This window comes from Microbulbifer aggregans (genome assembly GCF_001750105.1).
GTDB classification, from domain to species: Bacteria; Pseudomonadota; Gammaproteobacteria; order Pseudomonadales; family Cellvibrionaceae; genus Microbulbifer; species Microbulbifer aggregans.
The window spans coordinates 2872088-2898491 of sequence record NZ_CP014143.1; the positions used below are offsets into that span (position 1 = coordinate 2872088).

Below are 26404 nucleotides of genomic sequence, written 5' to 3' on the forward strand. Positions count from 1 at the left end.
ACGATCGGGACTGGCGGCACAGCAGAATGGCTCTCGTGGCAGCAGCGCTGGATAGGGCGAGCGGACCGGCTAAAGACGGCTTCTCAACAATCCCTTCGATGCATTGGGCCTAATTGGGCCATTAGGGTTTTCCGTAGGCACTGCGCGCCAGAATGTTACTGAAGATCAATGTCATGATGAGGTTCCCATGATGGATAACGTAAAAGGCAAGGTGATCGTGATTACTGGCGCCAGTAGTGGTAATGGTGAGGCCGCTGCACGCCACCTTGCGGAGCGCGGCGCCACTGTTGTGCTCGCAGCACGCCGCAAGAACCGCATTGAAGCGCTCGAGAAAGAGCTGGTCTCTGCCGGCCACCAGGCGAAAGCAGTTGTGACCGATGTGGTCGATAAGGAGCAGGTCAAAAATCTACTCGATACGACGGTGGCGACTTTCGGCAGGGTTGACGTTCTGATCAATAATGCCGGCCTGATGCCGCTCGCCCCGCTCGAGCAGGTCAAAACCAATGAGTGGGACCAGATGATTGATGTCAATCTTAAAGGCACGCTCTACGGCATCGCCGCGGCGCTTCCGCATATGTCCAGGCAGAAGTCAGGGCACATTATCAATGTGTCGTCCGTCTACGGACACAAGCTCGGACCTGATGCGACGGTTTACTGCGCCACGAAGCACGCCGTGCGCACGCTTTCCGAAGGGCTGCGCCAGGAGGTCAAGCCCTACAATATCCGCACCACTATCATTTCACCGGGAGCCGTGGCAACGGAACTGCTGGAGCACATCAGCGATAAGGAGATCCAGGCGCAGACAAAGGATTTTGTCAGCCAGATCGCTATCCCGGCAGACAGTTTTGCACGAATGGTGGCTTTTGCGATCAATGAGCCTGAAAACGTGGATGTGAATGAGATCCTGTTCCGTCCCACAGCCCAGCCGATCTAATGGGGCATGTCAGCAGGGTTCTGGAGGCACTTTTTCGGAGTCCTGCTGGTTCCCCTCTCAGTACAGTGGTCGAACAAAGAGTCCAGGGAGGCGGCACAATGAGCGGTCGAATAACCAAAGCATCCACGTTGTTATCTGGCCCGATAAAGGCTTTCACACTTGTCCTGGCCGGTTTAATGGCTTTAACCATGACGGCTTCGGCAACGACCGAGTCCAACAGCGAAAGCAAAAGCAAGGAGGCTGGGATGATTCTCAGGAAAAACGGTTCTCAGGACTCGATTCAGGGTCCGGCAGATTGGTTTACCGGGAGAGCCCGCATTGACCCGATTCAACTGGAGGCCCAGGAGCCTTCACGGGTCACTTCCGCACTCGTCACTTTTGAGCCGGGTGCCCGAACCAACTGGCATACGCACCCCCTCGGTCAGTTACTGATCGTGACCTCCGGCAAGGGCTGGACACAATGCGAGGGGGAACCCCGTGTCGAAATTAACGCGGGGGACAGCATCTGGTGCCCGCCCGGTCACAAGCACTGGCATGGTGCAACCAGCACCACGGGAATGAGTCATATTGCCATTCAGGAGGCATTGGACGGAAAAAATGTTGAATGGTTGGAGCCTGTTACCGACGCGCAGTATCTCGATTAGGTCATGTGCCCAAAAAGCCTGGGCTAATCAACAAAATGGCAAGCTGGATCGGGACCGCAGATGGGTTTTTCACTCTCATTGCTGGCTGGTGCCGGCCTTTTCCTAAGCGCGGTATTAGGGTATTCCGCCGCGAGCCCTGTCACTGAACATAGCCCGGAAAGCGAGGTTGCCATTTTGACGAAGATCCAGATAACCGTGGGGGCTGAAAAAGTGGCCGCCACGATTGAGGATAACCAGACCTCCCGCGACTTCGTTGCCCTGCTGCCACTGACGCTGGAAATGGAAGATTTCCATGGCACCGAAAAGATTAGCGATCTTCCTGGTCGGCTCTCTACGGAGGGTGCACCCAGTGGCTATGCGCCAACAGAGGGCGACATCACCTATTACGCGCCGTGGGGAAATCTGGCAATTTTCTACCGTGACTTTTCACACTCGAAAGGGCTTATTCGTCTTGGACAGTTGGATTCCGGGAGCGAGCTGTTCAAGCAGGGCGGCGGCCTGAAGGCAACCATCGAGCGAGCTGAGTAGCAGCCCTGCACGGTCCTGCAGCGCCAATATCCAAAACGACCGGGAAATCATTCGATTCGCAAAGGAATACCCCCTATGACAATAAAGAAAAGCCAATCCCGCCGAGAATTCCTCTATCGATCCTCCCTGGCTGGTGGTTCGCTGCTGCTCGCCGGTTCTCCCAATCTGTTCGCTCAAAGTAAATCTGGGAACAGGATAAAGTCCAAAGGGTATGCGGCGGTCGATACTTCCGGAAAGCTGGTGCCCTGGGAGTTCGAGCGAAGGCCAGTGGGCGATGATGATGTGCTGATTGATATCAAGTACGCCAGCATCTGTCACTCAGATATCCACCAGATGAAAGGTCACTGGGGCGCCCAGCAATACCCGCAGGTTCCCGGTCACGAGATCGTCGGGGTAGTGGCCGCGGTCGGCAAGAATGTGACCAGGTTCAAAGTGGGTGACCGGGCGGGTGTCGGTTGCATGGTCGATAGCTGCCTTGAATGTGAAAGCTGCAAGAGCAATGAGGAGCAGTATTGTCCTGACACGCTCTTTACCTATGGCTACCCGGATAAACGTTCACCCACAGGTATTACCCAGGGCGGCTACTCCACGAACATTGTGGTCAGAGACCATTTTGTGGTCCACATCCCCGATAACATCAGTTTCCAGCAGGCAGCGCCGTTGCTGTGCGCGGGGATTACCACTTATTCGCCGATTCTCAGGGCCGACCTCAAGAAAGGGGAGAAAGTGGGGGTTGCCGGGATCGGCGGCCTGGGACATATGGCGATCAAGCTGGCCGTCTCCAAGGGGGCAGACGTCTACGCATTCACCACATCTCCGGATAAGGTCGAAGATATCCTGGCATTTGGTGCCAAGGAAGCCATCGTGGTCGATGACACCAAAAAGCTCGCTCCCTATCGGGGTAAGCTGGATTACATGATCTCAACGATTCCGTTCGAGCATGACGTGTCGGCTTATAGCGCAATGGTGAAGCCGTATGGCTACTTCACCTATGTGGGCATGCCGGAAAAGTTTGAGATCACCGTGAATAACCTGGGGCTGGCGGCCTCCCGGGTCAACTTCAACGCCTCCCTGATTGGCGGAATGGAAGAGACTCAGGAGGTGGTGAATTACTGTGCAGACAACAACGTCCTGCCCAAAATACAGATGATCAGGGCGGAGCAGGTCAACGAGGCCTGGAAAAACGTAGAGGCAAAGAAGGCCCGCTACCGCTACGTGATCGATAGCGCAACCATCTGACTGCCATTTGCGGTCTCGAGGAGTTCACTTCGGGCATCTTCGCTGGCTATGCTGAGCTCCTGTCTTGGGTTGGCGGGGGCTTGGCAGACAAAGGCCTGGCATACACAGGCTTGGTATAGAGTGAGATGCTGGAGTGAGACTGCAGCCGATTCAGCCGATTTGATTACGCCGGTCCATCATTCGCTTTTGTCTGGCTCCAGCTGGGGTATAGCTTCTCGGCAGCCATGACATGGATGTGCTCCATGGGGATTTGTCGACTCGCGGGCGGCTTGGCCAGCTCCTGGTAAATGTCATCGGTGGATATGCCATAAGGCTCGGCATCTTTCAGGCTCAGGGCGTAATAGATGGCGGAAACTCCGCTCAGGTACATCGCCGCCAGACACATGGGGCAGGGGTGGCCGCTGGCGTACATCACTGCACCATCGAGCCGGTGATTGCCAGCTGCGGTTGTTGCAGCTCGCAGGGCCTCAATTTCTGCGTGAGCGGTGACGTCGGCACTGCGGTGGATGGTGTTTACCGCTTCGGCTACTATCCGTCCGCCTCTCACCAGCACGGCGCCAAACGGGCGCCCACCCTCCCTGGTCACGTTGTCCTGCGCCAGTTTGACCGCTCGCGCGAGAAACTTTTGATGCTCCGTGTCCCTTTGGTTGTCTTCTGATCTGTTTCCCATAGGCTGGATCCGTTGCCCCTCGTGGTTTCAGCTCAGTATTCAATGTAGTCCGGGCGGATCGGGTCGCGGTTAACGGTCAGAGCTGGGCTGGAAGAGGGCGGAAAGCATGCTGATACTGCCAAGCTCAACGCCATCTGTTGGAATCTGTATGGAGTCTTCCGGGCTGCTGGCGCCAAACGCGTAGAGTAGGGGTAGGTAGTGTTCTACGGTGGGCACGGACAGCAGGGCTGCCTGCCCTGCGCGCTCGAAGTGGATGAGGTTGTCCGCATCCCGCTGCTCGAGCCTGACGCGTATCCAATCATTGAATTCGTTGGCCCAGGAATGTGGGGTTGCACCCGGAGTCCAGCGAATTCGCTGGAGGTTATGGACGACGTTGCCGCTGGCGAGGATAAGGACGCCTTTTTGTCTCAGAGACCGCAGTCGCTGCCCAAGCTGAAAGTGAAATTCCGCTGGCTTGGTGGCGTCGATGCTCAACTGCAGCACCGGTATGTCGGCGTTCGGATAAAGATGCATCAGTATTGACCTGGTGCCGTGATCCAACCCCCAGTCATTACTGATGCTGGCCTCGATCGGCTGGTCCCCTGCTATCTGCAGGTGTTGCTGGATATGGCGTGCGAGCTCGGGGTCACCCGGTGCGGGGTAGTGACACTCGTAAAGTTCTGGCGGGAAGCCGTGAAAATCGTGAATCGTTGCCGGTCGATCATTGCCCGTTACAAGGACACCCTGGGTGAACCAGTGCGCCGAGATCGACAGGATCGCCCGGGGCCGGGGCAGGGCCTCACCGAGACGGCGCCATGCATCTGTATAGATGTTGCTTTGCAGGGCATTTATCGGAGTGCCATGTCCGATGAAGAGAGAGGGTATGGCGTTCAGTCCCATATCGGCTGCTCCGGTTTATGGTGCTGGGTGCAAGCCCGTGCGAGTCTGCCGAAAGCAACAGGGCGTACAAGCCGCCCTGTCACTTCGGAGCGCAAGCCAGTGCTGCCCTGGCTCAGGCAACCTGGGCGATCTGTTCCCGTGCAGAGTCCAGCGCCTGCTGTTTAGATTCATCATTCAGGGCCAGGCCCTCGGCATGAATGATCTCCACATCGTGAATCCCAATGAAGCCGAGGAACTGGCGTACATAGGCGCTCTGGGCGTGCTCCTCGCCATAGACGCCGCCGCGAGTGATGAAAACCACCGCCTTCTTTCCTTTGAGCAGGCCTTCGGGGCCTTCTGCGGTATAGCGGAAGCTAATACCCGCGCGGGCGATGTGGTCGAAGTAGGTGCTGAGTGTGGACGGGACACTGAAGTTGTACATCGGGATGCCCAGTACCAGCACGTCAGAAGCCTTGATTTCGTCGATCAGTTCCTGGGAGAAGTCCGCCACGGCCTTCTGTTCTGCTGTGCGCTCCTCAGCCGGAGTGGTGAATGCCTGAAACCGGTCCTGATCCAGGTGCGGGATGGGCTCTGCGGCAAGGTCCCGGGTAATAACCCTGGCACCAGGGTTCTTCTCCAGCCAGGTCGCCGCGAAAGCGTCCGCGAGCTGAGAGGACTGGCCGCTGTTCTGGAACAGGCTGGTTTGGATTTTGAGTAATTGCGCCATCGAAAACCTCCAATGCGGTTTTTGGTAGTGATGGCGCTATTCAATCACTGACTAATTCGGAAGAAAATCGCAAAAAAATACACTAATCCTTCGAAATAATAGAATCAGCTGTCGCCCTTGGCCGGGGCATCTTCCAGTGAATGGCTCTGCGGGCCGCTGTACCAGAAGTTGTAGAAGTCCTCGGTCACCCGCTGTTCAATCTCGTGCGCCTCCTCCCGGGGGCAGAACAGGGTGATCGTGACAACGTCATGCCCCAGCTCGTTGGTGGTGAAGCTGATCTTGGCTTCAGTGCCAACCAGCTCGACTCCGGTGCGATGCTCGATCATCTGGCAGTAGCGCACAGCCACATCGTGGAATGCCTCGCTGTGTTCACGGATGCGCTCCAGCAGGAACTCCTTGGCCGCAAACGGGTTGCCTCCCTTGTTTTCACGGGTGATGGAGAATGAGTGCTCGATATAGCGCCGCATAAAGTTGAAATTCTTGACTGGCTTGGAGAAGAACACATTGTTGGGGATGTAGAGTGTGATGCCCGTGTAGCCACTGCCGAGACCATGGGGGTCGATCTCCAGTAGTGTGGTGCTGAGCCAGTCGCTATCGATTACCTCGCCGAAATGCTCGCCAACCATGACCCAGTCACCCACCTGGAAAGAGCGCATATTGGCCTGGTACAGCTTGGCGACCAGGCTCTGCACCAGCTCACGCAGCGCAAGCACGATGGCCACCGAGAATGCCGCGATAGAGAGGGCAAACTCCCTAAGCTCGGATACCCAGATGGCGACCAGGCCGATGACGATCACCAGGTTGGAGAAATTGTGGACGGTATTGATGCGACGCCGACGGTCCTGCTTGGACCAGCGGGTAAAGCGCGCAAAGAGGAGTGATAAAAGTATTCTCAGCAGGATGATCGAGACGATCATCAGTGCCGAGAGGAGAAGTTTGTTTTCGAACAGCTGTTCCAACATCGGGTGACTACCGTGTCCGCCGCGCGGCCTACCAAGTGTAAAAAGGCGCCGATTATAGGGGCTTTCGAGGGTTCAACGCACCACTCTGAAAAGAATAGACCGCGAGCTTGTGCGGCCTATCACCACGAGCCTGTCACCACGAGCCTGTCGCGCGAACCTGCTGCATTTGCAGTCCCATCAGTTGACTGGCGCCGCAGGCAAAGGCCGCATGCGGGAAACCGATTCGCCGAGTTCGAAGGTTCGGCAGGGGTACCTTCCGATACTGCCAATTTTCTCGACTGTTGACGGCTAGCCCTCTTCGAGCGTGTGCAAGCGGCGAGTACCGCGCCTCTGGTGTGTGCCTCAGCACTTTGCTTGCGTTTCATAGCCGTGCAGCGACAATGAGGTAATTGCAGGGAAGAAAAAACAGCCGAGGGCGGAGTAATCGTCGATGAAAGCATCTGACTTGTTTGTGCGGGCACTGGAGGCGGAGGGCGTCGAATACGTCTTTGCTATCCCGGGGGAAGAGAACCTGGATCTTTTGGAGTCACTGCGCGGCTCGAAGGTCAAACTGGTTGTCACCCGTCACGAACAGGCTGCCGGTTTTATGGCTGCCACCTACGGGCGCCTGACTGGAAACTCCGGTGTCTGCCTGTCGACCCTGGGGCCGGGCGCCACCAACCTGGTGACGGCGGCCGCCTATGCCCAGTTGGGCGCAATGCCCATGGTGATGGTGACCGGGCAAAAGCCTATCAAGAGCTCCAAGCAGGGCCAGTTTCAGATCATCGACGTGGTCGACATGATGCAGCCCCTGACCAAGTTCACCAAGACCATTGTCAGCGGCGACAATGTGCCCGCGCACGTGCGCGAGGCGTTCCGGCTTGCGGAAGAAGAACGCCCGGGCGCCACTCACCTGGAGCTTCCGGAGGACATTGCCCGTGAGCACTCCACCATGCCGGTGCTCGAGCCCAGCTACACCCGTCGACCCATCGCTGAAGAGAAAGCCATCCGTCAGGCGGCGGAGGCAATCGCGGCGGCGCGCAAGCCGCTACTGCTGATTGGCGCCGGCGCCAATCGCAAGCTGACGGCCAAAATGCTGCGGGAGTTCGTCGCCAAGCTCGGTATTCCGACGATCACCACCCAGATGGGCAAAGGGGTGATCGACGAGTCGGGCCCGCACTTTATCGGCAATACGGCCCTTTCCGATGGGGATTTTGTGCATCGGGCGATCGATCAGGCGGACCTGATCATCAACGTCGGCCACGATGTAGTGGAGAAGCCGCCTTTCTTCATGCGCCCAGGCGGTGCCGAAGTGGTGCATATCAACTTCAATTCTGCTCAGGTGGACCCGGTCTACTTCCCGCAAATCGAGGTGGTCGGTGATATTGCCAACAGCCTCTGGCAGCTGAAGGAGCGCCTTGAGCCCCAGGAGCACTGGAGCTTTGCGGATGCAAAGCGGATTCGCGAGGCGTTACAAAAACATATCGCCGACGGATGTGGTGACGATAGTTTCCCGATGCGTCCGCAGCGGGTGGTAAAGGAAGTCCGCGGTGTCATGCCTGAGGATGGCATCCTCGCCCTGGATAACGGCATGTACAAGATCTGGTTTGCACGAAACTATCCGGCCCATTCGCCGAATTCCGTGCTGCTGGACAATGCATTGGCCACGATGGGGGCCGGCGTGCCGTCGGCCATGGCGGCAAAGCTGGTCTACCCGGAGCGCAAGGTGCTGGCGATCTGTGGTGACGGCGGCTTTATGATGAACTCCCAGGAGCTGGAGACCGCCGTGCGCCTGAAGCAGGATCTTGTCATCCTGCTGCTGCGGGATGATGCCTACGGCATGATCAAGTGGAAACAGGCGCAAATGGAGTACCACGACTTCGGCCTGGATTTTGGCAACCCGGATTTTGTCGCCTACGCGGAATCCTACGGCGCCCATGGCCATCGGGTTTCCGCAACCAAGGAGTTCAAGCCATTGCTGGAGCAGTGCTTTTCCGAGGGCGGCGTGCACTTGATCGATGTGCCGGTGAATTACAGCGACAATGACCGGATACTGAACCAGGAAATTCGTGAGCTTGCCCGCAAGCTCTGACGGAGATCTATCTGCCTGCGCATTTTGGCTGTTTGCCGCCAAGAAACACCCAAGCAATGGAGGGCGCCGTGCTCCGGGAAACTTATCCTTACTACCTTGCCAATAAGGCGGTGTTCGCCAACGCCGATCTGGCTGTGACCGACAAATACTCCGGGGAGGTCGCCACCCGCGTGGCTATGGCAGACACCGGTGTGATCGACAGCGCAATCGAGTGGGCGGTTCGGGCAGAAAAACCGCTTGCCGCCATGCCGCCTTACGAGCGCCAGGCCGTGCTCAACCACTGCGTGCAACGCTTCCAGGAACGTTTCGAGGAGCTGGCTGAGGCGCTCTGTATCGAGGCGGGAAAGCCGATCAAGGATGCTCGCGGCGAGGTGTCCCGCCTGATTGATACATTTCGGGTTGCCGCCGAAGAGTCGGTGCGGATTGACGGTGAGGTCCTGAACCTGGAAATCTCCGCCCGAGCCCGCGGCTACCGTGGTTTCGTCAAGCGGGTGCCGGTGGGAGCCTGCTCGTTTATTTCTCCGTTCAACTTCCCGCTCAATCTGGCTGCCCATAAAGTGGCGCCGGCGATTGCCGCTGGATGTCCGTTCGTGCTCAAGCCCGCCAGTCGTACGCCGATCGGTGCACTGATCATCGCCGAAGTGCTGGCGGAGACGGACCTGCCCAAAGGGGCTTTTTCGGTCTTGCCGTGCCATCGGGAAGGCGCGGATCTCTTTACCGTGGACGATCGCTTCAAGCTACTCAGCTTCACCGGTTCTCCCGCGGTCGGTTGGGACCTGAAGGCCCGGGCGGGACGAAAGAAAGTCGTGCTGGAACTGGGTGGAAATGCTGCCTGCGTAGTGGACGCGGATGCCGATCTCGACGATGCCGTGGAACGCCTCATTTTCGGGGCTTTTTACCAGTCTGGCCAAAGCTGCATTGGCGTCCAGCGTATTTTCGGTCATGCCGCCATCTACGATGAACTCAAGCAACGGCTGGTGGAGCGTACGAAACAGCTCAAGAAAGGCGACCCCAAGGAGGAAGAGACTTTTATTGGTCCAATGATTTCCGAAGGGGAGGCGACCCGGCTACACAATTGGATCAAAGAGGGCGTCGAGAAGGGCGGCACCCTGCTGTGTGGTGGAAATCGTGACGGCGCCATGCTTGACCCGACCCTAATGGAAGGGGTGCCGAAAGGATGTGCGGTGGTCGAGGAAGAAGCTTTTGGGCCGGTGGCAGTACTGGCACCGTTCGAAGACTTCGACGCGGTGCTGGCGCAGGTGAACGACAGCGCCTTCGGGCTGCAGGCCGGAATCTTTACCCGCGACCTTTACAAAGCCCAGCAGGCGTGGGATGAGCTGCATGTGGGCGGCGTTATTATCGGTGATGTGCCCAGTTGGCGCGTGGACAACATGCCCTATGGCGGCGTCAAGGACTCCGGCCTGGGCCGTGAAGGTATTCGCTGGGCGATTGCGGACATGACGGAAGAGCGCCTGATGGTGATCCGCACCCCACAGACGTAGGGTTACCACTACAGATTTGGAGATGCCAATCCGTTCTTCTCTGACAGCCAGTGACACGTATTGACGTTTACCACTCGACGCAGATTTTCCCGAAGTGCCCGCCGCTCTCCTCAAAACGGAAGGCGTCTGGCAGCTGCTCGAATCCGAAGGTTCGGTCCACAATCGGCCGGATGCCCGTCTGGTTGAGGGCCGTGATGTAGTCCTGCTGGTTGCGACGACTGCCGACGATAAGGCCCTGCAATCGAGCCTGCTTTGCCATCAGGGTGGCAGTGGGGACGTCGCCGGCCATACCGGTCAGGACGCCAATCAGGGCAATATGCCCGCCTACGCGAACGGCGTTGATGGACTGGGCCAGCGTGCCTGGGCCGCCAACTTCCACGACGTGGTCGGCGCCGCGCCCATCCGTCAGTTCCAGTACTTTTTCTCCCCAGTTTTCTTCCTGTCGGTAGTTGATCGTATGGTCGGCGCCGAGGCTTTTCACCCGTTCAAGCTTCTCGTCTGAAGAGGAGGTTGCGATCACTGAGGCGCCCATCGCCTTCGCAATCTGAATGGCTGCGATGGAGACCCCGCCAGTGCCCAGGGTGAGAACGGTGTCGCCGGCCTTCATTGCACCGTCAACAATCAGTGCCCGCCAGGCGGTCAGTCCGGCGGTGGTGATGGTGGCGGACTCCGTATGGCTCCAGTCCTGTGGCGCATGGGTGAAGGCTGCCGCATCCCGCACGGCGTGAGTAATGGCGAAGCCGTCAATGCCATCGCCCGGAGTTCCGCTAAAGTCATGGACCGCGGGGGAGGGGAGTCCATCGGACCACTGGGGAAAGAAGCAGGAAACCACATGATCCCCGGCGGCAAACTCTGTCACCCCGTCACCAACGGCCTCTACCACGCCGGCGCCATCTGACATCAAGACTCGCCCGTCATCGGCAGGTATCTGGCCGGTGGCGACCAGTAGATCGTGAAAGTTCAGCGATGTTGCGTGAATGGCAACGCGGATCTGGCCCGGGGCGGGCTTGCCCGGATCCGGAATGTCCTTTATTACGAGTTGGTCGAGGCCTCCGGGCGTGCGGACAACATATCCTTTCATCTGGGCAGCTCTCATTGGTCGGGCAGGACGATCACTTCGAACCTGAAGTCTAGATGCCTGCCGCGTGAGAGTTGCTTGCTGTGTGCGATAGTTGGGTTGGCGCAATCTGGATGTGTCCGCCAAATGGGGCCTCGGTCGCGTCTATTTCAGGTGGCGCATTACCATTGCGTAGCCGCCGTCGGCAGACAGCTGCACACCCTCCGGCTTGGGGATTCGAACCACGTGGCCCGAGCCCGGGGCGGTCTCAATAGAGCGACCATGGGTATCTTCCAGCACCTGCAAGCTGAGGCGCTGATTGCCCTGAGGGGTGATCAGGTCCAGGGTGTCGCCACGCTCGAAGTAGTTCTTTACGTCAAGGGTCAGCCAGCTCTCGTCAGATTCGCGCACTTCGGCGACGAACTGCTGGGCAGTATTGGTGGAGCTTCCCTGTTCGTAGTTCTGGAATTCGCTGGGAAGGTGTCGTCGGTAGAAGCCCTCCGTGTAGCCGCGATTGGCCAGGTGCTCCAGCTCTGTCATCAGACCCATGTCAAAGTTGCGCCCGGCGAGCGCGTCGTCGATGGCCCGGCGGTATACCTGAGCAGTACGCGCCACATAGTAATGGCTCTTTGTACGTCCCTCGATCTTGAGGGAGTGGATGCCCATCTGCACAAGCCTGGCGACATGCTGCACCGCGCGCAGATCCTTGGAGTTCATGATGTAGGTGCCGTGTTCGTCCTCATAAGCGGGCATGTATTCCCCGGGCCGACTGCGCTCCTGCAGCAGCACCGGCTCAATACCTGCGTTAACCGGATCGAAAACCCGGGCAGATGGCTCAACAGCAATCAGGTCGCCGACTTCGTTCTCACGTGCCGCGTGGGCGTTGTACTCCCAGCGGCAGGAGTTTGTACACGCCCCTTGATTGGAGTCGCGATGGGTCATGTAGCCAGATAGCAGGCAGCGGCCGGAGTAGGCGATACACAGTGCGCCATGCACAAAGACTTCCAGCTCCACTTCCGGGCACTGCTGGCGAATCTCCTCGATTTCATCGATCGAGAGTTCGCGGGAGAGGATCACCCGGCTGATGCCCTGGCGCGCCCAGAAACGCACAGAGGCCCAGTTCACGGCGTTTGCCTGTACCGAAAGATGCACCTCCTGCTCTGGCCAGCGCTCGCGCACCAGCATGATCAGCCCTGGATCTGACATGATCAGGGCATCCGGCCTCATTTCGATAATGGGTTCCAGGTCGCGGAGATAGCTGCGCACTTTGTCATTGTGGGGTGCGATGTTGCTGGCCAGGTAAAACAGCTTTCCCTGACTTTGAGCCTCCTCGATCGCGGCCGCCAGATTATCCAGCTTGTTGAATTCATTGTTGCGGACTCGCAGGCTGTAACGTGGCTGGCCCGCATAGACCGCGTCTGCGCCGTAAGCGAAGGCGTAGCGCATGCTCTTGAGGGTGCCGGCGGGGGAGAGAAGCTCTGTGCTCATGGGAGTTACCACATTTAGTCTGTACTGGCAGGCGCGACATTTTCCGCACCATCGGCTCTCTCAGCTTGATCCAAATCAAGGGCAAGGCGGAGTTGCCTGGTCGTTGCGGGTTTACTGTGGGGACATGCTCTGGTCTGGATTCGCACGGGTTCCTTCCGGGCGGCCGACTGCCCCGAGAAAGACCGACCTGGGTGCGCTCATAATTATTTATGTGCGTCGTGCGGGCTGCCAGCTCCTGCCATCGATAGCACTTGTATCCTGCGCGCCGGACATAAATAATTATGAGGTTCGCACATAACTATTTATGGTGAGATGAGCCATAAATAGTTATGTTTTCAGTGTGGTGTGCGACCTTCCATGGGTGACATAAATTGTTATGTGGTCGTTACATAAATAGTTATGCGAGGCCGGCGTGGCATCAATCATTATTGACGGAAGAAATGCAGACTCTAAGCGGGTCTCAATCAGTCTGGATCAGTTCTTGTGGCGGCTCGTTTGCGCAGACTTCCGTTCAGAAGCGGATGCGCGCAGCTGGGTCAGGGCATACATGGCTACGCTACACACGACCAAGGGCCTGACTGCGATTGTGCGGGATCACTGCTTACACCGTATCGTGAAGCCGTCGCTGATTCGGCGGGTTCAGGGGCTGGAAGGCCAGATGGATATCGACGAGTTGTGATGGCTCGAGGAGGGTAAAGTTACGCGCTCAATGCGTGGCTTTCCCTGTTTCGCGGGATGCCTGCGGATTTATTCGGGCGGCGGTACGCAGGGCTCGGATACGGAACGAGTACGACCGTGAAAAAACTCACGTTGATTCGACACGCAAAATCTAGCTGGGATAATCCCGCTCTGGATGATTTCGACCGCCCGCTCAGCAGACGTGGCGCAAGGGACCTACCGGCCATGGCTCAAAGAGTGCGGGATTTTGGCCTCGTTCCGGACCTGCTGTTGACCAGCAATGCCGTCCGGGCGCTCAGTACCGCTGAAGCCGTAGCTCGCACGCTGCAACTCAATTCCGGTGAGGTGCGGGTGGTACCGGAGCTTTACGCGGCAGGCTGCCAATCGCTGCTACAACAGTTGTTGCAGCAGAATGACCGCTGGCACCACCTGATGCTGGTGGGGCACAATCCGGGGCTCGAGGATCTTGGTTACTACCTGACACGCGAAAGGCTAACCAAGTTTCCCACCGCCGCAGTCCTGCATATTCGCCTGGGGATTGCCCACTGGCGCCAATTGGCTGAATGCTGCGGCAGCGTCGCACTCTTTGACTACCCGAAACTGCATCAATGAATCGCAGCCCGCTGCGCAGTCGGTCTAAAACCGATACTGTAGCGTCAGTTCGGTAAAATTGAGGTCTTCCGAAGGGCCAGTTTCACGGAGGAACCTTTCGGGCATGCCAAAGGTGTGTATCGCTGTGAATACCAGTCCACGGCATAGCGTGTATTCAGCCGTTAGCGAAAGCGCTGTTGCGGCAAAGTGGGCGTCGCTGTCGTCGGGGCTCCGCACAATCTGCCCGCTCGGGCTGTAAAGCCCATCTTCTTTTTCCAGACGCCAGAAGAAGTTCAAGTCCACGGTCAGGGCCAATGGCTCCGTGGGCTGCAGGTAGAGAAAGGTATGGAAGTTGTAAAAGTTGCGGGGGCCGAAAACTGCCGCCTCGGAGAAGTAGTTGCCGCGGGGGTAGATTGGGTTGAATGTGCCCAGGTCGCTGTTTTCGGGGTCGTTGTCGCCGCTCGCTATATTGACGCTGAGTTTTAGCGTGGGTTGCCAGCGCGCATCAGGCCATTGATAGGCGGTTTCTGTCGCCAAGGTCCAGGCCCTGATCTTGCCGCTACCGAAATGACCAAATTGGTACAGGGCCTCCCAGTTCCAGTCCCAGTTGTCTTGCTCTCCCCAGTAACGCGCACCAAGGGAATGTCGGTCCTCATGGGCGGTTCCCTGCACATAGGTCGAGTTCTCATTCTCGTAGCCGAGGTAATAGAGGTCCAGGTTTCCTGGATAGGGCAGCGGGTTCTGCATTGCGCTGTAGATGCCCCAGAGTGCCTGGGTGTCATTGGTTTTGTCATCAAAGACTCCACGCCTGTCTTCTCTGGGCCGTGCAGCCACCACATCGACCCGCCAGTTGGGCGTGATTAAGAATCCCCGTCCTCCATCAAATGTCCGCCGGACATTCGGGCCCTCGCGAACGTCAACAATTCGGCCGGAACCGAAAACAATCTCCTGGCGGCCTATGCGTGCAGTTGCTGTTCCGCCGCTCCAATCATTGGAGCTCAGGTCGAAGAAGGCGTTTTGCCATTCCAGTTCGTCTTCGTCGACCGGACTGGGGCCTGCGGCGCGGCCAGTCTCCAGGGCACTGGTAAGCTGGCCGAAGAAGCGCAAGTGGCGATTCCAGTGCAGATCACCAAACAGTGAGTAGCGCTGGAGCCAGACTCCATGGGAGTCCTGTGGGCTCTGACCGAAGGTTGGATTGTTGGTGTACTCGTAACGTTGTCGGATCTCTCCGCCCAGGGTCAGGTAGCTGTCGGGACTGTTTCCCAGCGGGATGTACTTCCAGCAGTCCGGCCATTGACGTGGCCACGGTATCCCGCGCAGGTAGGAGTAATCCTCGTCAAAGCGCAGCTTCTTGATGGGGGGCGGCTCGCCAATTTCCGCCAATGCGAATCCACTCAAAAAGACTGGCATGAAACCGAGAGCGGTTTTCCACCGCGGGCGTATGCCTGCCTGAATCAGGCTGCACCTATAGGCTGTGGTGTCGGGCGGGGAGGTGACTTGCGCCTCTGAAGCACCAGCTCTACATATTCTGCCTCGTTGCAGGGCCTCCCCATCGGGCAGTTCAGATCTTACAGTCTTCGCCATCAGGAGAGTCGAACGCGGAGAGGTAGCAAGCGCCGTCTCGGTCCACAGCTTGCACCCCAGACATGGCTCCTGGCTTCATTGCTGGAAAGGAAAGGGCGGTGTGGTTGTGTGCCCAGGCCTCCTGCCACCACCCGCTACAAGGGGGCGCGTCACAGCTGCATCTTTCGTAAGTGCTGGCAGGTGGCGCAAACATTAACGTTTCGCTGCAGGATTGAGATTGACCGGAGACCAGTCCGGCAGCGCGGGTAAGGGTGGTTTCCGATACTCTAGGTAGGCATCGGAGGCATATTCAATCTCGCCGTTGACGGCTGTAAGTTCAGCGCTGGTGTCGAGGAGTTCGCGCTCATCCACGGTGAAGATATCGCGGTCAAGAATAGCGAAGTCCGCCACCATGCCGGGGGCAATATCTCCCTTGCTGTCTTCCTCTCCGGAAAACCACGCAGAACCCTGAGTAAACAGCTTGAGTGCGGTCCTGCGGTCGAGGCGATTTTCGGGGCCGTACAGCTCGGTGCCGCCAACGGTGCGCCCGGATACCGCCCAGTAGTAAGTCACCCAGGGGTTGAAGCTGGCAACGCGAGTGCCGTCAGTGCCGAGGCCGACAGGGATACCCAGTTCAAGCATCTTGCGCATCGGGGGCGCGCGTCTAGCGGCCTCTTTACCGTAGCGGTCGATGAAGTATTCACCGGCAAACGCCATGCGTGCCTGTACTGATATGCCACCGCCCAGGGCCTTGATGCGCTCCAGGTTTTGGTCTGATACGGTTTCCGCGTGGTCGAAAGCCCAGCGCACCTTGTTGATAGGCTGCGTTTTGTTGACCGTCTCCAGGACATCGAGCATGCGCCCGATGGATTCGTTGTAAGTGGCATGAATCCGGAAGGGCCAGCCGTTCTTTAGGTGCAGCCGCACCACCTGTTCCAGTTCCTCCTCCGCCTGCGCTTTCAGGTCGGGCCTGTTGGAGGTGAAGTTCTCGTAATCCGATGCGGACCATACCAGCAACTCGCCACCGCCTTCGATCACATAACCGTTCTTCCGCTCGCTGTCCAGATTTTGATCGTGGTGGTAATCCGCCATCCACACCTTGAACTGACTGAGTTCTTCGCCGGGTTTCTGTGGGAAGAGGAAGGCGGAGACGCGCATCGGTAATTCACCCTCCGCCGCGAGTTTGGTGGATGCCTGATAGTCCTCGGGAAACTGGTGGCCGCCACCCCCTGCGTCTACGGCGCTGGTTTCGCCCAGGCTCAACAGGTGTCGATAGAATTGGATCGACGAGTTGTACTGTTCTGCCGGGCTCAATGGGGGGAGGGCGCCGATGGTCCGATACAGAATCATCGGGTTGGGGTCGGCAATCAGGCGTCCGGTCGGGTTGCCATCGGCGTCCCGCTCGTACCGGCTGCCCTTGGGTGCCACACTGTCACGGTCTATGCCGAGCGCCTGCATGCCGGCATTGTTCAGTAGGCCGCCGGAGTAGAGAAACAGCACGAAAACGGGGGTGTCCGGTGCGACCTCGTTGAGCTCCTCTACCGTGGGCATGCGCTTTTCCTTGAACTGGTATGGCGTCCATCCACCGACGACGCGTACCCATTGTCCTTCAGGGGTGCGCTTGGCCTGTTCGCGAATGAGCGCCAGGGCTTCCTCCAGGCTGTCTATACCTTCCCAGCGGGTTTCATTGTTATAAAAGCGCCCACCGCGCACTACGTGCAGGTGGGAATCGTTAAGGCCGGGGATCACGCGCCGTCCCCCGGCATCGATCACTTTGGTGTTCTTGTCTTTGTCTGCCAGCAGGCTCTCTGCATCTTTGCTTACCGCAGTGAAAACGCCGTCTTCTACGGCGAAGGCCGTCAGATCTTCGCCGCCACTAAAGCTGGTCACTTTGGCGTTGGTGACAATGAGGTCAGGCGCCGCCAGGGCAGGGATCGCACAGCTCATGCCGAGGGCAAGAAGAAGTCGGAGCAGGGCCTTCATGGCTGATATCTCCTCGTCGAAAACAAAACACCCCGAACTCGGTGGTGATCTCAACTAGCGGCGCCGAGACGGCGGTCCGCGGCGTAGCGCAGCTCGTTATTTCCCGGACGTTAGCTGGGTGTAGCTGGTGATGAGGTTTCGGTAGTCTGGGATATGGTTGCTGAACAGCGCAGCCAGACCCTCCACGTCATTGCGCCAGTCGCGATGGAGCTCACAGGCGACCCCAAACCAGGTCATTAGCTGTGCGCCAGCTTCTGACATTCGATTCCAGGCCGAGTGACGCGTCATCTCGTTAAAGGTGCCAGAGGCATCAGTCACGACGAACACCTCAAAACCTTCCTCAATGGCCGACAGCGCTGGAAAGGCTACGCAGACTTCCGTGACAATGCCGGCAATCAGCAGCTGCTTTTTGCCGGTGTCTTTAATCGCTTTGACGAAGTCCTCGTTGTCCCAGGCGTTAATCTGGCCCGGGCGTGCGATAAAAGGCGCATCAGGAAATTTTTCCTTCAGTTCCGGCACCAGCGGACCGTTGGGGCCTTCCTCGAAACTGGTGGTCAGAATGGTGGGCAGTTTGAAGTATTCAGCCAGGTCTGCCAGTGCCAACACGTTGTTCTTGAACATGTCGGGCTCAATGTCGCGAACCAGCGACATCAGGCCGGCCTGGTGGTCAACCAGTAAGACGGCGACGTTATCCTTGTCGAGTTTTACGTAGGGTTTGTTCATCATCGTATCCTAACGGTTAACCAGTTATAGGAAGCCTAGGTGATAACAAGCTGGCAGACGGCTTAAGCTGGGGCGATTGGGGCTAATGCGTGTGCATTGGGCTTACATTGACATTCCCCATAACCAGTACATAGTTCGCATAATATAGATTATGTTAAATTGTGCATTTGCATATCCGGGCGTGGCGCTTGAGCAGCTCCACTGCTACCGGTGACCTAGACTCTCCTCGTGAGCCAATCGAGCTCTGGAGACATTGATGTCCACCCATTTCACAGAACATGCTGCCAATGAGCGAACCTTTCTGGCCTGGGTGCGGACGGCGGTTGCGGTGATCGGTTTTGGACTGGTCGTTGGCCGGATGGGTAATGAACCGCCTTCGATCTGGTCCGAGGTGGCTTTACTCCTGACCGGCGGGCTGGTTGTGCTTCTTTCTTATGTCCGTATGGAGCGGCAGCGAAGGCGGATTGATCGCGATGCCGGCCTGTTGGATAAGGCAAACCCTGTTGATCTGTTACTAGTGGGGCTTCTATTTGGCTTGTTTGCCCTGATTCTGCTTTTTGGAAAGCATCTGGCCTGATATCCCGGAGTGGCGTTATCTGTGGCTAGCCGATCAACATATTCTGGGCAATTGTTCGCCGGCAAGGCGATCGAGTATGCGCTCGCAGCCCAGTGCAGTTTCCAGGATAACCGTCGGCCGGGCACTCCTCCCTCCGACCCTCCCAATGATCGTGCTGCCAGTGGATACGGGGCTGGCCTGTAATGCTGCCAGGGCAAGTTCGGCTTGTTCCGGCGGTACTATGGCAATGAAGCGCCCCTCATTGGCAACATAGAGCGGGTCGAGGCCCAGTAATTCACAGGCACCCTCCACTGATTCGCAGACGGGGATTTGCGCTTCCTGTATGAGCAAGTCTTTGCCTGACGATTCAGCGAGCTCAGCCAGCGCGGTGGCAAGTCCTCCACGGGTAAGATCTCTGAGGCAATGGACCTCGAGGCCATGGCGCAATAAATCCTGTACCGCGGTGTGTAATGGAGCACAGTCTGAAGCCAGAGGCATCTCAAACTCCAGTCCCTCGCGCGTCGCCATAATTGCGATGCCGTGCCGGCCCAGATCTCCCGAGAGCAGGATGGCATCGCCCTCCCCTATGATTTGCGGTGAGACTTGAACGGGGTGCTCAATGACACCGATCCCCGCAGTATTGATGTAGAGCCCGTCGCCCTTCCCTCGCTCGACGACCTTGGTATCGCCGGTAACCAGCTGGACCCCGGTTGATTTTGCGGCGCGCCCCATGGAATCCATAACCCGCTTTAGCGTCTCCATGTTTAGCCCTTCCTCCAGGATCAGGCTGCAGCTGAGATATAGCGGCTTTGCGCCGCTCATGGCGAGATCATTGACTGTGCCATAGACGGCCAGTTCGCCAATGTCACCGCCGGGGAAAAATAGCGGCGTCACCACAAAAGAGTCGGTGGTAAAGACAATCTTGCTGTTGCCGATGGCGAGGACGGCACTGTCATGGCCCTGACGAAGCCAGGGGTTGTCGATATGCGGGAAGACAAACTCTCGTAGCAGTTGTTGGGTGAGCTCGCCGCCGCTGCCGTGGCCCAAGCGGATGGCCTCATCCGTGGCAATAGGTAGGGGACAATCAGTGTTCATTGGCCACGCTCCGTTTGCAGTAGCGGAAATAGGCTGCGCAGGCGCCTTCGGAAGAGACCATCGGCGCCCCCAGGGGGTGTTCAGGCCGGCACCGTTTGCCGAAGTGCGGGCAATGCTCCGGCTTTTTCCGTCCCTGCATAATGGCGCCGCTGATGCAGCCCGAGCAATCCCGCCCGGGAGAGGCCTCCAGTGGGAATCTTGCGCCGGCGTCAAAACGTTCGAATTCGGGCCGCAATCGGAGGCCGCTATCGGCGATGTCACCTACCCCGCGCCAGCACTGCGGGCTGACTTCAAAGACCGCTTCGAGCGCAGCGCGGGCGGTCGCGTTGCCCGTTTGGGAAACCGCACGGGTATATTGGTTTTCGACGCGATGGCAGCCCGCTTCAAGCTGGCGGACACACATCAGAATGCCCTCGAGAATGTCCAGAGGCTCAAACCCGGTGACCACAATCGGAATGCGGTATCGAGCGGCGAGGGCCTGGTAATGCTCGTAGCCGGTAATGGCGCACACATGCCCCGCCGCCAGGAAGCCCTGCACGCGGGATTCCTCGGAGGCGCAAATTGACTCAATGGCCGGAGGCACCAGGAAATGCGAGACCAGCAGGGAAAAATTCTTGATACCGCGCTCATGCGCGAGCTGCACCGCAAGGGCATGTGCCGGGGCCGTGGTCTCAAAGCCGATCGCAAATAGCACCACTTCCCTGTCCGGGTTTTGCTCTGCAATCGTCAGCGCGTGCAATGGGGAATAAAGCGTGCGGACATCTCCCCCGGAAGCCTTTACCGACAGCAGGTCCCTGCTGGTACCGGGCACCCGCAGCATATCGCCAAACGAACAGAAGATGACTTCAGGGCGCGAGGCGATGGCCAGCGCCTGCTCGATTATTTCCAGTGAAGTCACGCAAACCGGGCATCCAGGGCCGTGAATCAGTTCAATGTTGTCTGGCAGGAGTTGATTCAGGCCAAACTTGACGATGGCGTGAGTCTGACCGCCACAGACCTCCATGATCCGCCAGTGCCCCCTGGTAATTTTATGGATCTCTCCCGCCAGCTTTTCGATGGCATCCCGCTGGCGATACTCGTGCAGGTACTTCACTCTGCGTTCCCCCGGCTGGTGATCGGCTCCACCAGCTGTTCGAGTTCATGAAAGATCTTCTGCGCCTCATTTTCCCGCACCACGCTGATCGCCACGCCGACATGAACGATGACATAGTCACCTGTCTGGGCATCGGGTACGTAGGCGAGATTGATCTCACGGACGATGCCGCCAAAACTAACTCGCGCACTGCGCTGCAGTGGTGAGTTATTGAGGATTTCCTCGATTCGACCGGGAACACCTAGGCACATTGGGTGCTGCCCTCCTCTGCTGGCCTGGCAGTGGCACCCACCGTGCGTCCGTAGTAAATCTGGCCGAGGGCAATGCCGCCATCATTAGGTGGTACGAGGCGATGGGTGTGCACATCAAAGCCCCGGCCTGTGAGCGCCGACGCTGTAGCTTCCGTCAGCACGCGATTCTGAAATACACCGCCAGAGAGGAAGATCTGCTCATGACTGGCTTTGACGGCAAGTGCCACGACCATTTCCACCAGCGTATTCTGGAAAGCCGAGGCAATGTCTTCCACTTCGGCGCCCGCTGCCTGCTCTTCGAGCATTGCTGCCAGCATTGGTTGCCAGCCCAGGGTCCATTCACCGTTATTCTCGATACACTCGAAGGGATAATGCTCAAGGCGGCGTGATCGTTGAGCAGCAAACTCGACAGCCATGGCCGCCTGGCCCTCGAACGTCGTTTGGCCTGCGAGGCCTAGCAGCGCAGCAACAGCATCGAACAGCCGGCCGACGCTGGTACACAGCGGACTGTTGAGATTGCGATCGAGCATTCGCGCGATGATACGGATCTCCTCTGGTTTGAAGAGTGCCCGCAGTGTCGACCGTGTGAAAGCTGCGGTGCCAAATGCAGTGTGCAGGAGCCCGGCCGCAGATCGCCGCGGTTGCCGGATTGCCGTATCGCCACCGGGGAGCGGGAAAGGCGCAAGGCTCGCAAAATGCCGGACCTGGTCGCCACCATTCCAGAGCAGGAACTCACCTCCGCGAATCACGCCATCCTGCCCATAGCCGGTGCCATCCCAGCAAATGCCGAGGGCGCTGCCATGGTGCTTGTGTTCGGCCATGGCGGAAAAAAAATGGGCGACATGGTGCTGCACTGGCCTGTAGGGGCGCGATTCTGCAGCAGCCCAGCGAGAAGAGGCGTAGGTGGGGTGTAAGTCGCAGAGCACGCTTTCAATCTGCAGGTCGTAAAAACGCGTGAGGTCGCCGATGGTCTGCTCGAATACTGCGCTGGATCTCCGCTCGTCGAGATCGCCGATATGCTGGCTGCAATAAACCGTGCTGCCGCGGCAAATCGCGACCGTGTTTTTCAGATTGGCGCCGACCGCCAGTAAATCTCCGGCGCCTTGTGCCCCCCCGGGGCCTGGAAGCTCGATTGGCAAAGGCGCATACCCCCGTGCACGGCGCAATAACTGCGGTTGCCCGCCAATAATTCGTGCGACGGAATCGTCGATGGGCCTGACAATGGTCCGATCATGGACCAGGAAGAGATCGGCAATGCCACCAAGCCGCTCGATGGCCTCGGCATTCTCTGTGCAGATGGGTTCGCCGGCCAGGTTGCCGCTGGTGGCGACAACTGGCCTTTTGAATTCAGACATCAGCAGGTGGTGCAGGCCCGAACAGGGCAGCATGGCGCCCAAGTTGGGGTTTTCCGGAGCCACTTGCGGGCTGATTCCAGAGAGAGACTTTTTCTTGCTGCGGAGGAGCACAATCGGACGCGCCTGGCTGCAAAGCAGAGCCTCTTCCTGAGTTGAAATATGGCAATCAGCGCGCAGTGATTCGATATCCGGGTAAAGCAGCGCGAATGGCTTGGCGGGACGCTGTTTACGCCGGCGCAGGCGGCGCACTGCTTTTGTGTTGGTCGCATCGACCAGTAGTTGGAAGCCCCCGACACTCTTGAGGGCCACAATGTCACCCCGACACAGCGCGGAAGCCGCGAGGCGGATTCCATCTTCAGTCGTCGCCAGTGTCTGTCCTTGATTGTCCAGAAGTTGGAGCTGCGGGCCGCAGGTCGGGCAGGCATTGGGCTCGGCATGGAAGCGGCGATTGGCACTGTCACGGTATTCCCCCTTGCATTGTGGGCACATGGGGAACGAGTTCATGCTGGTGTTGGCCCGGTCATAGGGCAGGCTCTCGACAATGCTGAATCGTGGGCCGCAGTTAGTGCAGTTGGTGAACGGGTAGTGAAAGCGATGATTTGCCGGGTCAAACATTTCGCTCAGGCAGGCATCGCAGGGCGCAAGGTCCGGCAGGAGCGTGGCGCTCCTGAGTCCGCCTTGTTTACTTGTGCGTATGCTGAACGCTTCTTCCATATGGCATGCAATGCGCTGCACCTGTAGCTCCAGGATTTCAGCATGTGGTGGCTTTTCCCTGCGGATTCCGTCCAGGAACTCCCGGAGGGAATCGGCTGGGCCCTGGGCCTCTATGTGCACTCCCTGGCTATTGTTGGCAACCCAGCCTGTCAGATCGTAGTGCTGTGCAAGCCGCAGGATGAAAGGCCGGAAGCCCACACCCTGCACGACGCCATTGATATCGATAGCCCAGCGTTCAGCCTTCACTGTCATTGTCGTTGTCGAATTCCAGGCTCTCCAGAATGATGTCCTGGGCGAAAGGATGGTTGATATCGGGGAGCTCCCGGATCTCGAGGCGCAGTCCCTGCAGGCTGGTGCCGGCGGTGGCATGATCAAAATGCTCGCGCAAGTGTTCTGGCGAGATATGGGCCAGTGCGCCCAGTCGCAGTTTCGCCATCGTCAACCTGCCGTTCTCGGCGGCAGCCAGTTCCTGGATTTTTGCCACCAGGTCATTGATCAGGGATTGTTCGTGCATTGAGGGCCGCCCTCTTCCATTACATATCGTGTCAGTACTTCCTGCGCGATGGTATCTGCCGTTGCTCGCACAGATGGGGATAGCGGTGTGCCGGTGCCGAAGTCGGCGCCGCATATAGCATAGACGGTGAGTTGCCGCGGCAAGGCGTCGAGAATCCGCCCGAGTTCGATGGCTTCACCGAGGTTGAGGCCATGGCTGGAGGTCTGGCATAGGCTTGCGGGGATTGCCTGCCGCAGCCCATCGAAGCGCAGCAGTGTCCCAGCTGGACGGCAATCGTCCATCAGTGCATCAATCAGGATTACCCGGCGGTGCTTCCAGTCCTCCAGCAACTGAGGCATATCGCCACCATTCTCGATACAGGCCAGCTGCTTTCCCGCAGCGCATTTCAGGCAGTCGAGGACGTAGGGCCCGGCGGCGTCATCGCCGCGGAAGCGATTGCCGAGACTGATGATGGTCCAGGCTGTCACGGATTGTCCCGCCCGTTTCGATCCAGGTGGATTTTGAGGAAATGTGTGGCGCAGGAAATGCAGGGATCGTAGTTACGGATGGCCTGCTCGCACTGTGCCTGTAGCTTGTCTTCAGGCAGGTGCAGATATTTAGGCAGCATAATGCGTAAATCGTCCTCGATGGTTTTCTGATTCTGCGAAGTGGGGGGTACGATCTTGGCATCGGTGATCTTGCCATCTTCATCGAGGCTGTAGCGGTGATAGAGCAGCCCTCTGGGCGCTTCCGTCGCTGCATACCCGGTGCCGGCTTGTGCTGTTGAGGGCATGTATGGGGCTTGCGGCGCCCGGTACTGGTTGATGATCTCGATCGCCTCATCAAACGCGTGTAATACCTCGATGCTGCGGACCACAATGCTCTGGAAGGGGTTGTTGCAAAACGTGGGGAATCCAACCTCCCTCGCGACTTTTTTGGCGGTCGCAGAGAGGTGTTCCGCGTTCAGGTTGTAGCGCGCCATGGGGCCGACCATATATGGCCCGCGCTCACGAAGCAGACTGTGTAACGCGTTGGTGTGAGGAACATGCTCCTCCCGGAAGTGCCGGTCATATTCCCGGGCGGATATATCCAGTCCGCAGGTGGAGGTGATTCGCCCCTCGTTCATCGGGTATTCGCCGGGGTGTGTCAGGGCTACGAACTCGTATTTGTCGCCGTCCGACCGCTCGAATTTGGGAAACGGCAGTGAGGCAGCCCAGCGTACCATCTGCTCTGCCAGGCCCCTGGCGGTCAGCAGTTCCTCGCCAAGCTTGTGCAGCTCCTCCAGGGTGGGGATGCGATAAAAGCCGCCGACGCGGACATTGATGGGGTGAACTTCACGTCCACCCAGTAGATTGACAATGGCATTGCCTGTCTTCTTGATCTGCAACCCTTCCTGGACGACGCGGGGGTGATCTCGAGCCATGTCTACCGCACTGTCATACCCCAGAAAATCTGGAGCATGCAGCATGTAAATGTGCAGGACATGGCTCTCTATCCACTCGCCACAGTAGATCAGGCGCCTCAGTGCGCGCAGTTCCGGGGTCGGTGTCAGGCCCAGCGCATCTTCCATCGCATGCAGAGCGCTCATCTGGTAAGCCACCGGGCAAATACCGCAGATCCGGGCGGTGATATCCGGTGCCTCCATGTAATCGCGGCCACGAAGAAATGCCTCGAAGAATCGTGGTGGCTCGAAAATCTTGAGCTGGACATCCTGTACGCCACTGTCGTCATAGCGAATATAGAGGGCGCCCTCCCCCTCCACTCGGGCCAGGTAGTCGACCTTGATCGTTTTACTCTTTTTACTCTTTGTCATGGCCGCCCTCACGGCTTTGCCTGTCTGTCCAGCGTCGGCTCTCCCGTTCAAAAGCCGGTGCTCCCGCATTGAAGTTGCGCAGGTTCTCTACCACTGTGGCTTCTTCTGCCCCAAGCTCTCGCTGCCACCAATGGGATAGTGAGCCAGTGTTGGGGTTCTCCTTCGGGCCGTAGCAACCGTAGCAGCCGCGATTGTATGTCGGGCAGATTGCCCCGCAGCCTGCATGAGTCACGGGGCCCATGCAGGGTGTACCGTGTGCGACCCAAACACAGACATTGCCGCGTAATTTGCATTCGATACAGACAGAGTGGGATGGGATCTGTGGCGGGCGCCGATGCAGGAAGGCGCTGATGACTTCCAGTAGTTGGCGCTTGTTGATTGGGCAACCCTGCAGCTCGAAGTCCACCGACACGTGGGCACTGATCGGCGTGGAGGTTCCCAGTGTGGCGATGTATTGCGGCTCGGCATAGACGACTGCGGTGAATTCCTCCACATCGGCGAAATTACGCAGTGCCTGAATGCCACCCGCTGTGGCACAGGCGCCAATGGTGATTAGGTTCCGCGACTGCCTGCGCACCTCGCGGATCCGGTCCCGGTCTGCAGCGGTGGTGATGGAGCCCTCCACCAGCGACAGGTCGTAGGGACCCTCTGCTTCCCGGCTGGAAGCCTCTTTGAAGTAGGCAATGTCTACGGTGTCGGCCAGCTGCAGGAGTTCATCCTCGCAGTCGAGCAGGCTCAACTGGCAGCCATCGCAGGATGCGAACTTCCATACCGCCAGCTTTGCCTTATCCATATCGCGCTCCCCTGGCGCCGCTC

27 protein-coding genes are annotated in these 26404 nt (G+C 58.3%); 9 read left to right on the forward strand and 18 right to left on the reverse strand.

Annotated elements, in window-relative coordinates:
* Window positions 1-187: 187 nt before the first annotated feature.
* From AUP74_RS12500 to AUP74_RS12515, 4 genes are all read left to right on the forward strand, one after another.
* On the forward strand, window positions 188-934 hold the full coding sequence (locus tag AUP74_RS12500) for an SDR family oxidoreductase (protein ID WP_069947863.1): 747 nt from the start codon (window positions 188-190) through the stop codon (window positions 932-934).
* 98 nt (window positions 935-1032) lie between these two features.
* Window positions 1033-1578: a (R)-mandelonitrile lyase gene (locus AUP74_RS12505; RefSeq protein ID WP_226999785.1), complete on the forward strand. Its 546-nt coding sequence runs from the start codon at window positions 1033-1035 to the stop codon at window positions 1576-1578.
* 60 nt (window positions 1579-1638) lie between these two features.
* The gene (locus tag AUP74_RS12510; RefSeq protein ID WP_145924397.1) at window positions 1639-2106 is read left to right on the forward strand and encodes a cyclophilin-like fold protein; all 468 of its coding nucleotides are present in this window, start codon (window positions 1639-1641) and stop codon (window positions 2104-2106) included.
* Window positions 2107-2181: 75 nt separating this feature from the next.
* Window positions 2182-3345: an NAD(P)-dependent alcohol dehydrogenase gene (locus AUP74_RS12515; protein ID WP_069947864.1), complete on the forward strand. Its 1164-nt coding sequence runs from the start codon at window positions 2182-2184 to the stop codon at window positions 3343-3345.
* A 163-nt stretch (window positions 3346-3508) separates the two neighbouring features.
* Here the strand turns inward: AUP74_RS12515 and AUP74_RS12520 are convergent, their stop codons facing one another.
* The 4 genes from AUP74_RS12520 to AUP74_RS12535 form a co-directional block, all read right to left on the reverse strand.
* On the reverse strand, window positions 3509-4015 hold the full coding sequence (locus AUP74_RS12520) for a nucleoside deaminase (RefSeq protein ID WP_069947865.1): 507 nt from the start codon (window positions 4013-4015) through the stop codon (window positions 3509-3511).
* Window positions 4016-4084: 69 nt separating this feature from the next.
* Window positions 4085-4894: a 4,5-DOPA-extradiol-dioxygenase gene (gene ygiD / locus AUP74_RS12525; protein ID WP_069947866.1), complete on the reverse strand. Its 810-nt coding sequence runs from the start codon at window positions 4892-4894 to the stop codon at window positions 4085-4087.
* Window positions 4895-5006: 112 nt separating this feature from the next.
* A complete protein-coding gene (locus AUP74_RS12530; RefSeq protein ID WP_069947867.1) occupies window positions 5007-5600 on the reverse strand; it encodes an FMN-dependent NADH-azoreductase in 594 nt (197 codons plus the stop codon).
* A gap of 104 nt (window positions 5601-5704) precedes the next feature.
* A complete protein-coding gene (locus AUP74_RS12535) occupies window positions 5705-6562 on the reverse strand; it encodes a mechanosensitive ion channel family protein (RefSeq protein WP_069947868.1) in 858 nt (285 codons plus the stop codon).
* A gap of 430 nt (window positions 6563-6992) precedes the next feature.
* Here AUP74_RS12535 and AUP74_RS12540 point away from each other — a divergent pair, with 430 nt between their 5' ends.
* Together AUP74_RS12540 and AUP74_RS12545 are read left to right on the forward strand one after the other, a co-directional pair.
* A complete protein-coding gene (locus AUP74_RS12540; RefSeq protein ID WP_069947869.1) occupies window positions 6993-8633 on the forward strand; it encodes an acetolactate synthase large subunit in 1641 nt (546 codons plus the stop codon).
* A 68-nt stretch (window positions 8634-8701) separates the two neighbouring features.
* On the forward strand, window positions 8702-10135 hold the full coding sequence (locus AUP74_RS12545) for an aldehyde dehydrogenase family protein (RefSeq protein ID WP_069948876.1): 1434 nt from the start codon (window positions 8702-8704) through the stop codon (window positions 10133-10135).
* A gap of 67 nt (window positions 10136-10202) precedes the next feature.
* Here AUP74_RS12545 and AUP74_RS12550 read toward each other — a convergent pair whose 3' ends face one another.
* Window positions 10203-11216, reverse strand: a complete 1014-nt coding sequence (locus tag AUP74_RS12550; RefSeq protein WP_069947870.1) for a zinc-dependent alcohol dehydrogenase family protein — start codon at window positions 11214-11216, stop codon at window positions 10203-10205.
* Window positions 11217-11357: 141 nt separating this feature from the next.
* Entirely contained in the window at window positions 11358-12680 is a 1323-nt protein-coding gene (gene trhP / locus AUP74_RS12555; RefSeq protein ID WP_069947871.1) for a prephenate-dependent tRNA uridine(34) hydroxylase TrhP, read from the reverse strand.
* Between the two features lie 547 nt (window positions 12681-13227).
* Between trhP and AUP74_RS17510 the strand changes: the two genes are divergently transcribed.
* Window positions 13228-13359, forward strand: a complete 132-nt coding sequence (locus tag AUP74_RS17510; protein ID WP_257785515.1) for a hypothetical protein — start codon at window positions 13228-13230, stop codon at window positions 13357-13359.
* A gap of 56 nt (window positions 13360-13415) precedes the next feature.
* Window positions 13416-13970, forward strand: a complete 555-nt coding sequence (locus AUP74_RS12565) for a SixA phosphatase family protein (RefSeq protein ID WP_226999786.1) — start codon at window positions 13416-13418, stop codon at window positions 13968-13970.
* A gap of 24 nt (window positions 13971-13994) precedes the next feature.
* Here AUP74_RS12565 and AUP74_RS12570 read toward each other — a convergent pair whose 3' ends face one another.
* The 4 genes from AUP74_RS12570 to ycaC all read right to left on the reverse strand — a co-directional run bounded on the left by AUP74_RS12570 (window position 13995) and on the right by ycaC (window position 18221).
* Window positions 13995-15332: an alginate export family protein gene (locus tag AUP74_RS12570; RefSeq protein ID WP_226999787.1), complete on the reverse strand. Its 1338-nt coding sequence runs from the start codon at window positions 15330-15332 to the stop codon at window positions 13995-13997.
* Between the two features lie 350 nt (window positions 15333-15682).
* Window positions 15683-15751, reverse strand: a complete 69-nt coding sequence (locus AUP74_RS17565) for a hypothetical protein (protein WP_418287630.1) — start codon at window positions 15749-15751, stop codon at window positions 15683-15685.
* Entirely contained in the window at window positions 15726-17495 is a 1770-nt protein-coding gene (locus tag AUP74_RS12575; RefSeq protein ID WP_069947875.1) for an amidohydrolase, read from the reverse strand. Before AUP74_RS12575 ends, AUP74_RS17565 begins: the two co-directional genes overlap by 26 nt.
* Window positions 17496-17591: 96 nt before the next feature.
* The gene (gene ycaC, locus AUP74_RS12580; RefSeq protein ID WP_226999788.1) at window positions 17592-18221 is read right to left on the reverse strand and encodes an isochorismate family cysteine hydrolase YcaC; all 630 of its coding nucleotides are present in this window, start codon (window positions 18219-18221) and stop codon (window positions 17592-17594) included.
* A 253-nt stretch (window positions 18222-18474) separates the two neighbouring features.
* Between ycaC and AUP74_RS12585 the strand changes: the two genes are divergently transcribed.
* Window positions 18475-18795, forward strand: coding sequence for a DUF202 domain-containing protein (locus AUP74_RS12585; RefSeq protein ID WP_069947877.1), 321 nt, complete (start codon window positions 18475-18477; stop codon window positions 18793-18795).
* 33 nt (window positions 18796-18828) lie between these two features.
* Here AUP74_RS12585 and hypE read toward each other — a convergent pair whose 3' ends face one another.
* From hypE to AUP74_RS12625, 8 genes are read right to left on the reverse strand one after another with little or no spacing between them, the layout of a single operon-like run.
* Window positions 18829-19869: a hydrogenase expression/formation protein HypE gene (gene hypE, locus AUP74_RS12590; protein ID WP_069947878.1), complete on the reverse strand. Its 1041-nt coding sequence runs from the start codon at window positions 19867-19869 to the stop codon at window positions 18829-18831.
* Window positions 19859-20962, reverse strand: a complete 1104-nt coding sequence (gene hypD / locus AUP74_RS12595; RefSeq protein ID WP_069947879.1) for a hydrogenase formation protein HypD — start codon at window positions 20960-20962, stop codon at window positions 19859-19861. Before hypD ends, hypE begins: the two co-directional genes overlap by 11 nt.
* Entirely contained in the window at window positions 20959-21213 is a 255-nt protein-coding gene (locus AUP74_RS12600; RefSeq protein ID WP_069947880.1) for a HypC/HybG/HupF family hydrogenase formation chaperone, read from the reverse strand. The genes hypD and AUP74_RS12600 overlap by 4 nt, the downstream gene beginning before the upstream one ends.
* The gene (gene hypF / locus AUP74_RS12605) at window positions 21204-23534 is read right to left on the reverse strand and encodes a carbamoyltransferase HypF (RefSeq protein WP_069947881.1); all 2331 of its coding nucleotides are present in this window, start codon (window positions 23532-23534) and stop codon (window positions 21204-21206) included. The genes AUP74_RS12600 and hypF overlap by 10 nt, the downstream gene beginning before the upstream one ends.
* Window positions 23518-23796, reverse strand: coding sequence for a hydrogenase maturation nickel metallochaperone HypA (locus tag AUP74_RS12610; RefSeq protein ID WP_069947882.1), 279 nt, complete (start codon window positions 23794-23796; stop codon window positions 23518-23520). The genes hypF and AUP74_RS12610 overlap by 17 nt, the downstream gene beginning before the upstream one ends.
* Complete coding sequence (locus tag AUP74_RS12615) at window positions 23778-24263, reverse strand: hydrogenase maturation protease (RefSeq protein WP_069947883.1); 486 nt, start codon at window positions 24261-24263, stop codon at window positions 23778-23780. The genes AUP74_RS12610 and AUP74_RS12615 overlap by 19 nt, the downstream gene beginning before the upstream one ends.
* Window positions 24260-25588 (reverse strand): Ni/Fe hydrogenase subunit alpha, encoded by a 1329-nt coding sequence (locus tag AUP74_RS12620; RefSeq protein ID WP_069947884.1) that lies wholly within the window; start codon window positions 25586-25588, stop codon window positions 24260-24262. The genes AUP74_RS12615 and AUP74_RS12620 overlap by 4 nt, the downstream gene beginning before the upstream one ends.
* Window positions 25575-26381, reverse strand: coding sequence for an NADH-quinone oxidoreductase subunit B family protein (locus AUP74_RS12625; RefSeq protein WP_069947885.1), 807 nt, complete (start codon window positions 26379-26381; stop codon window positions 25575-25577). The genes AUP74_RS12620 and AUP74_RS12625 overlap by 14 nt, the downstream gene beginning before the upstream one ends.
* Window positions 26382-26404: the final 23 nt, after the last annotated feature.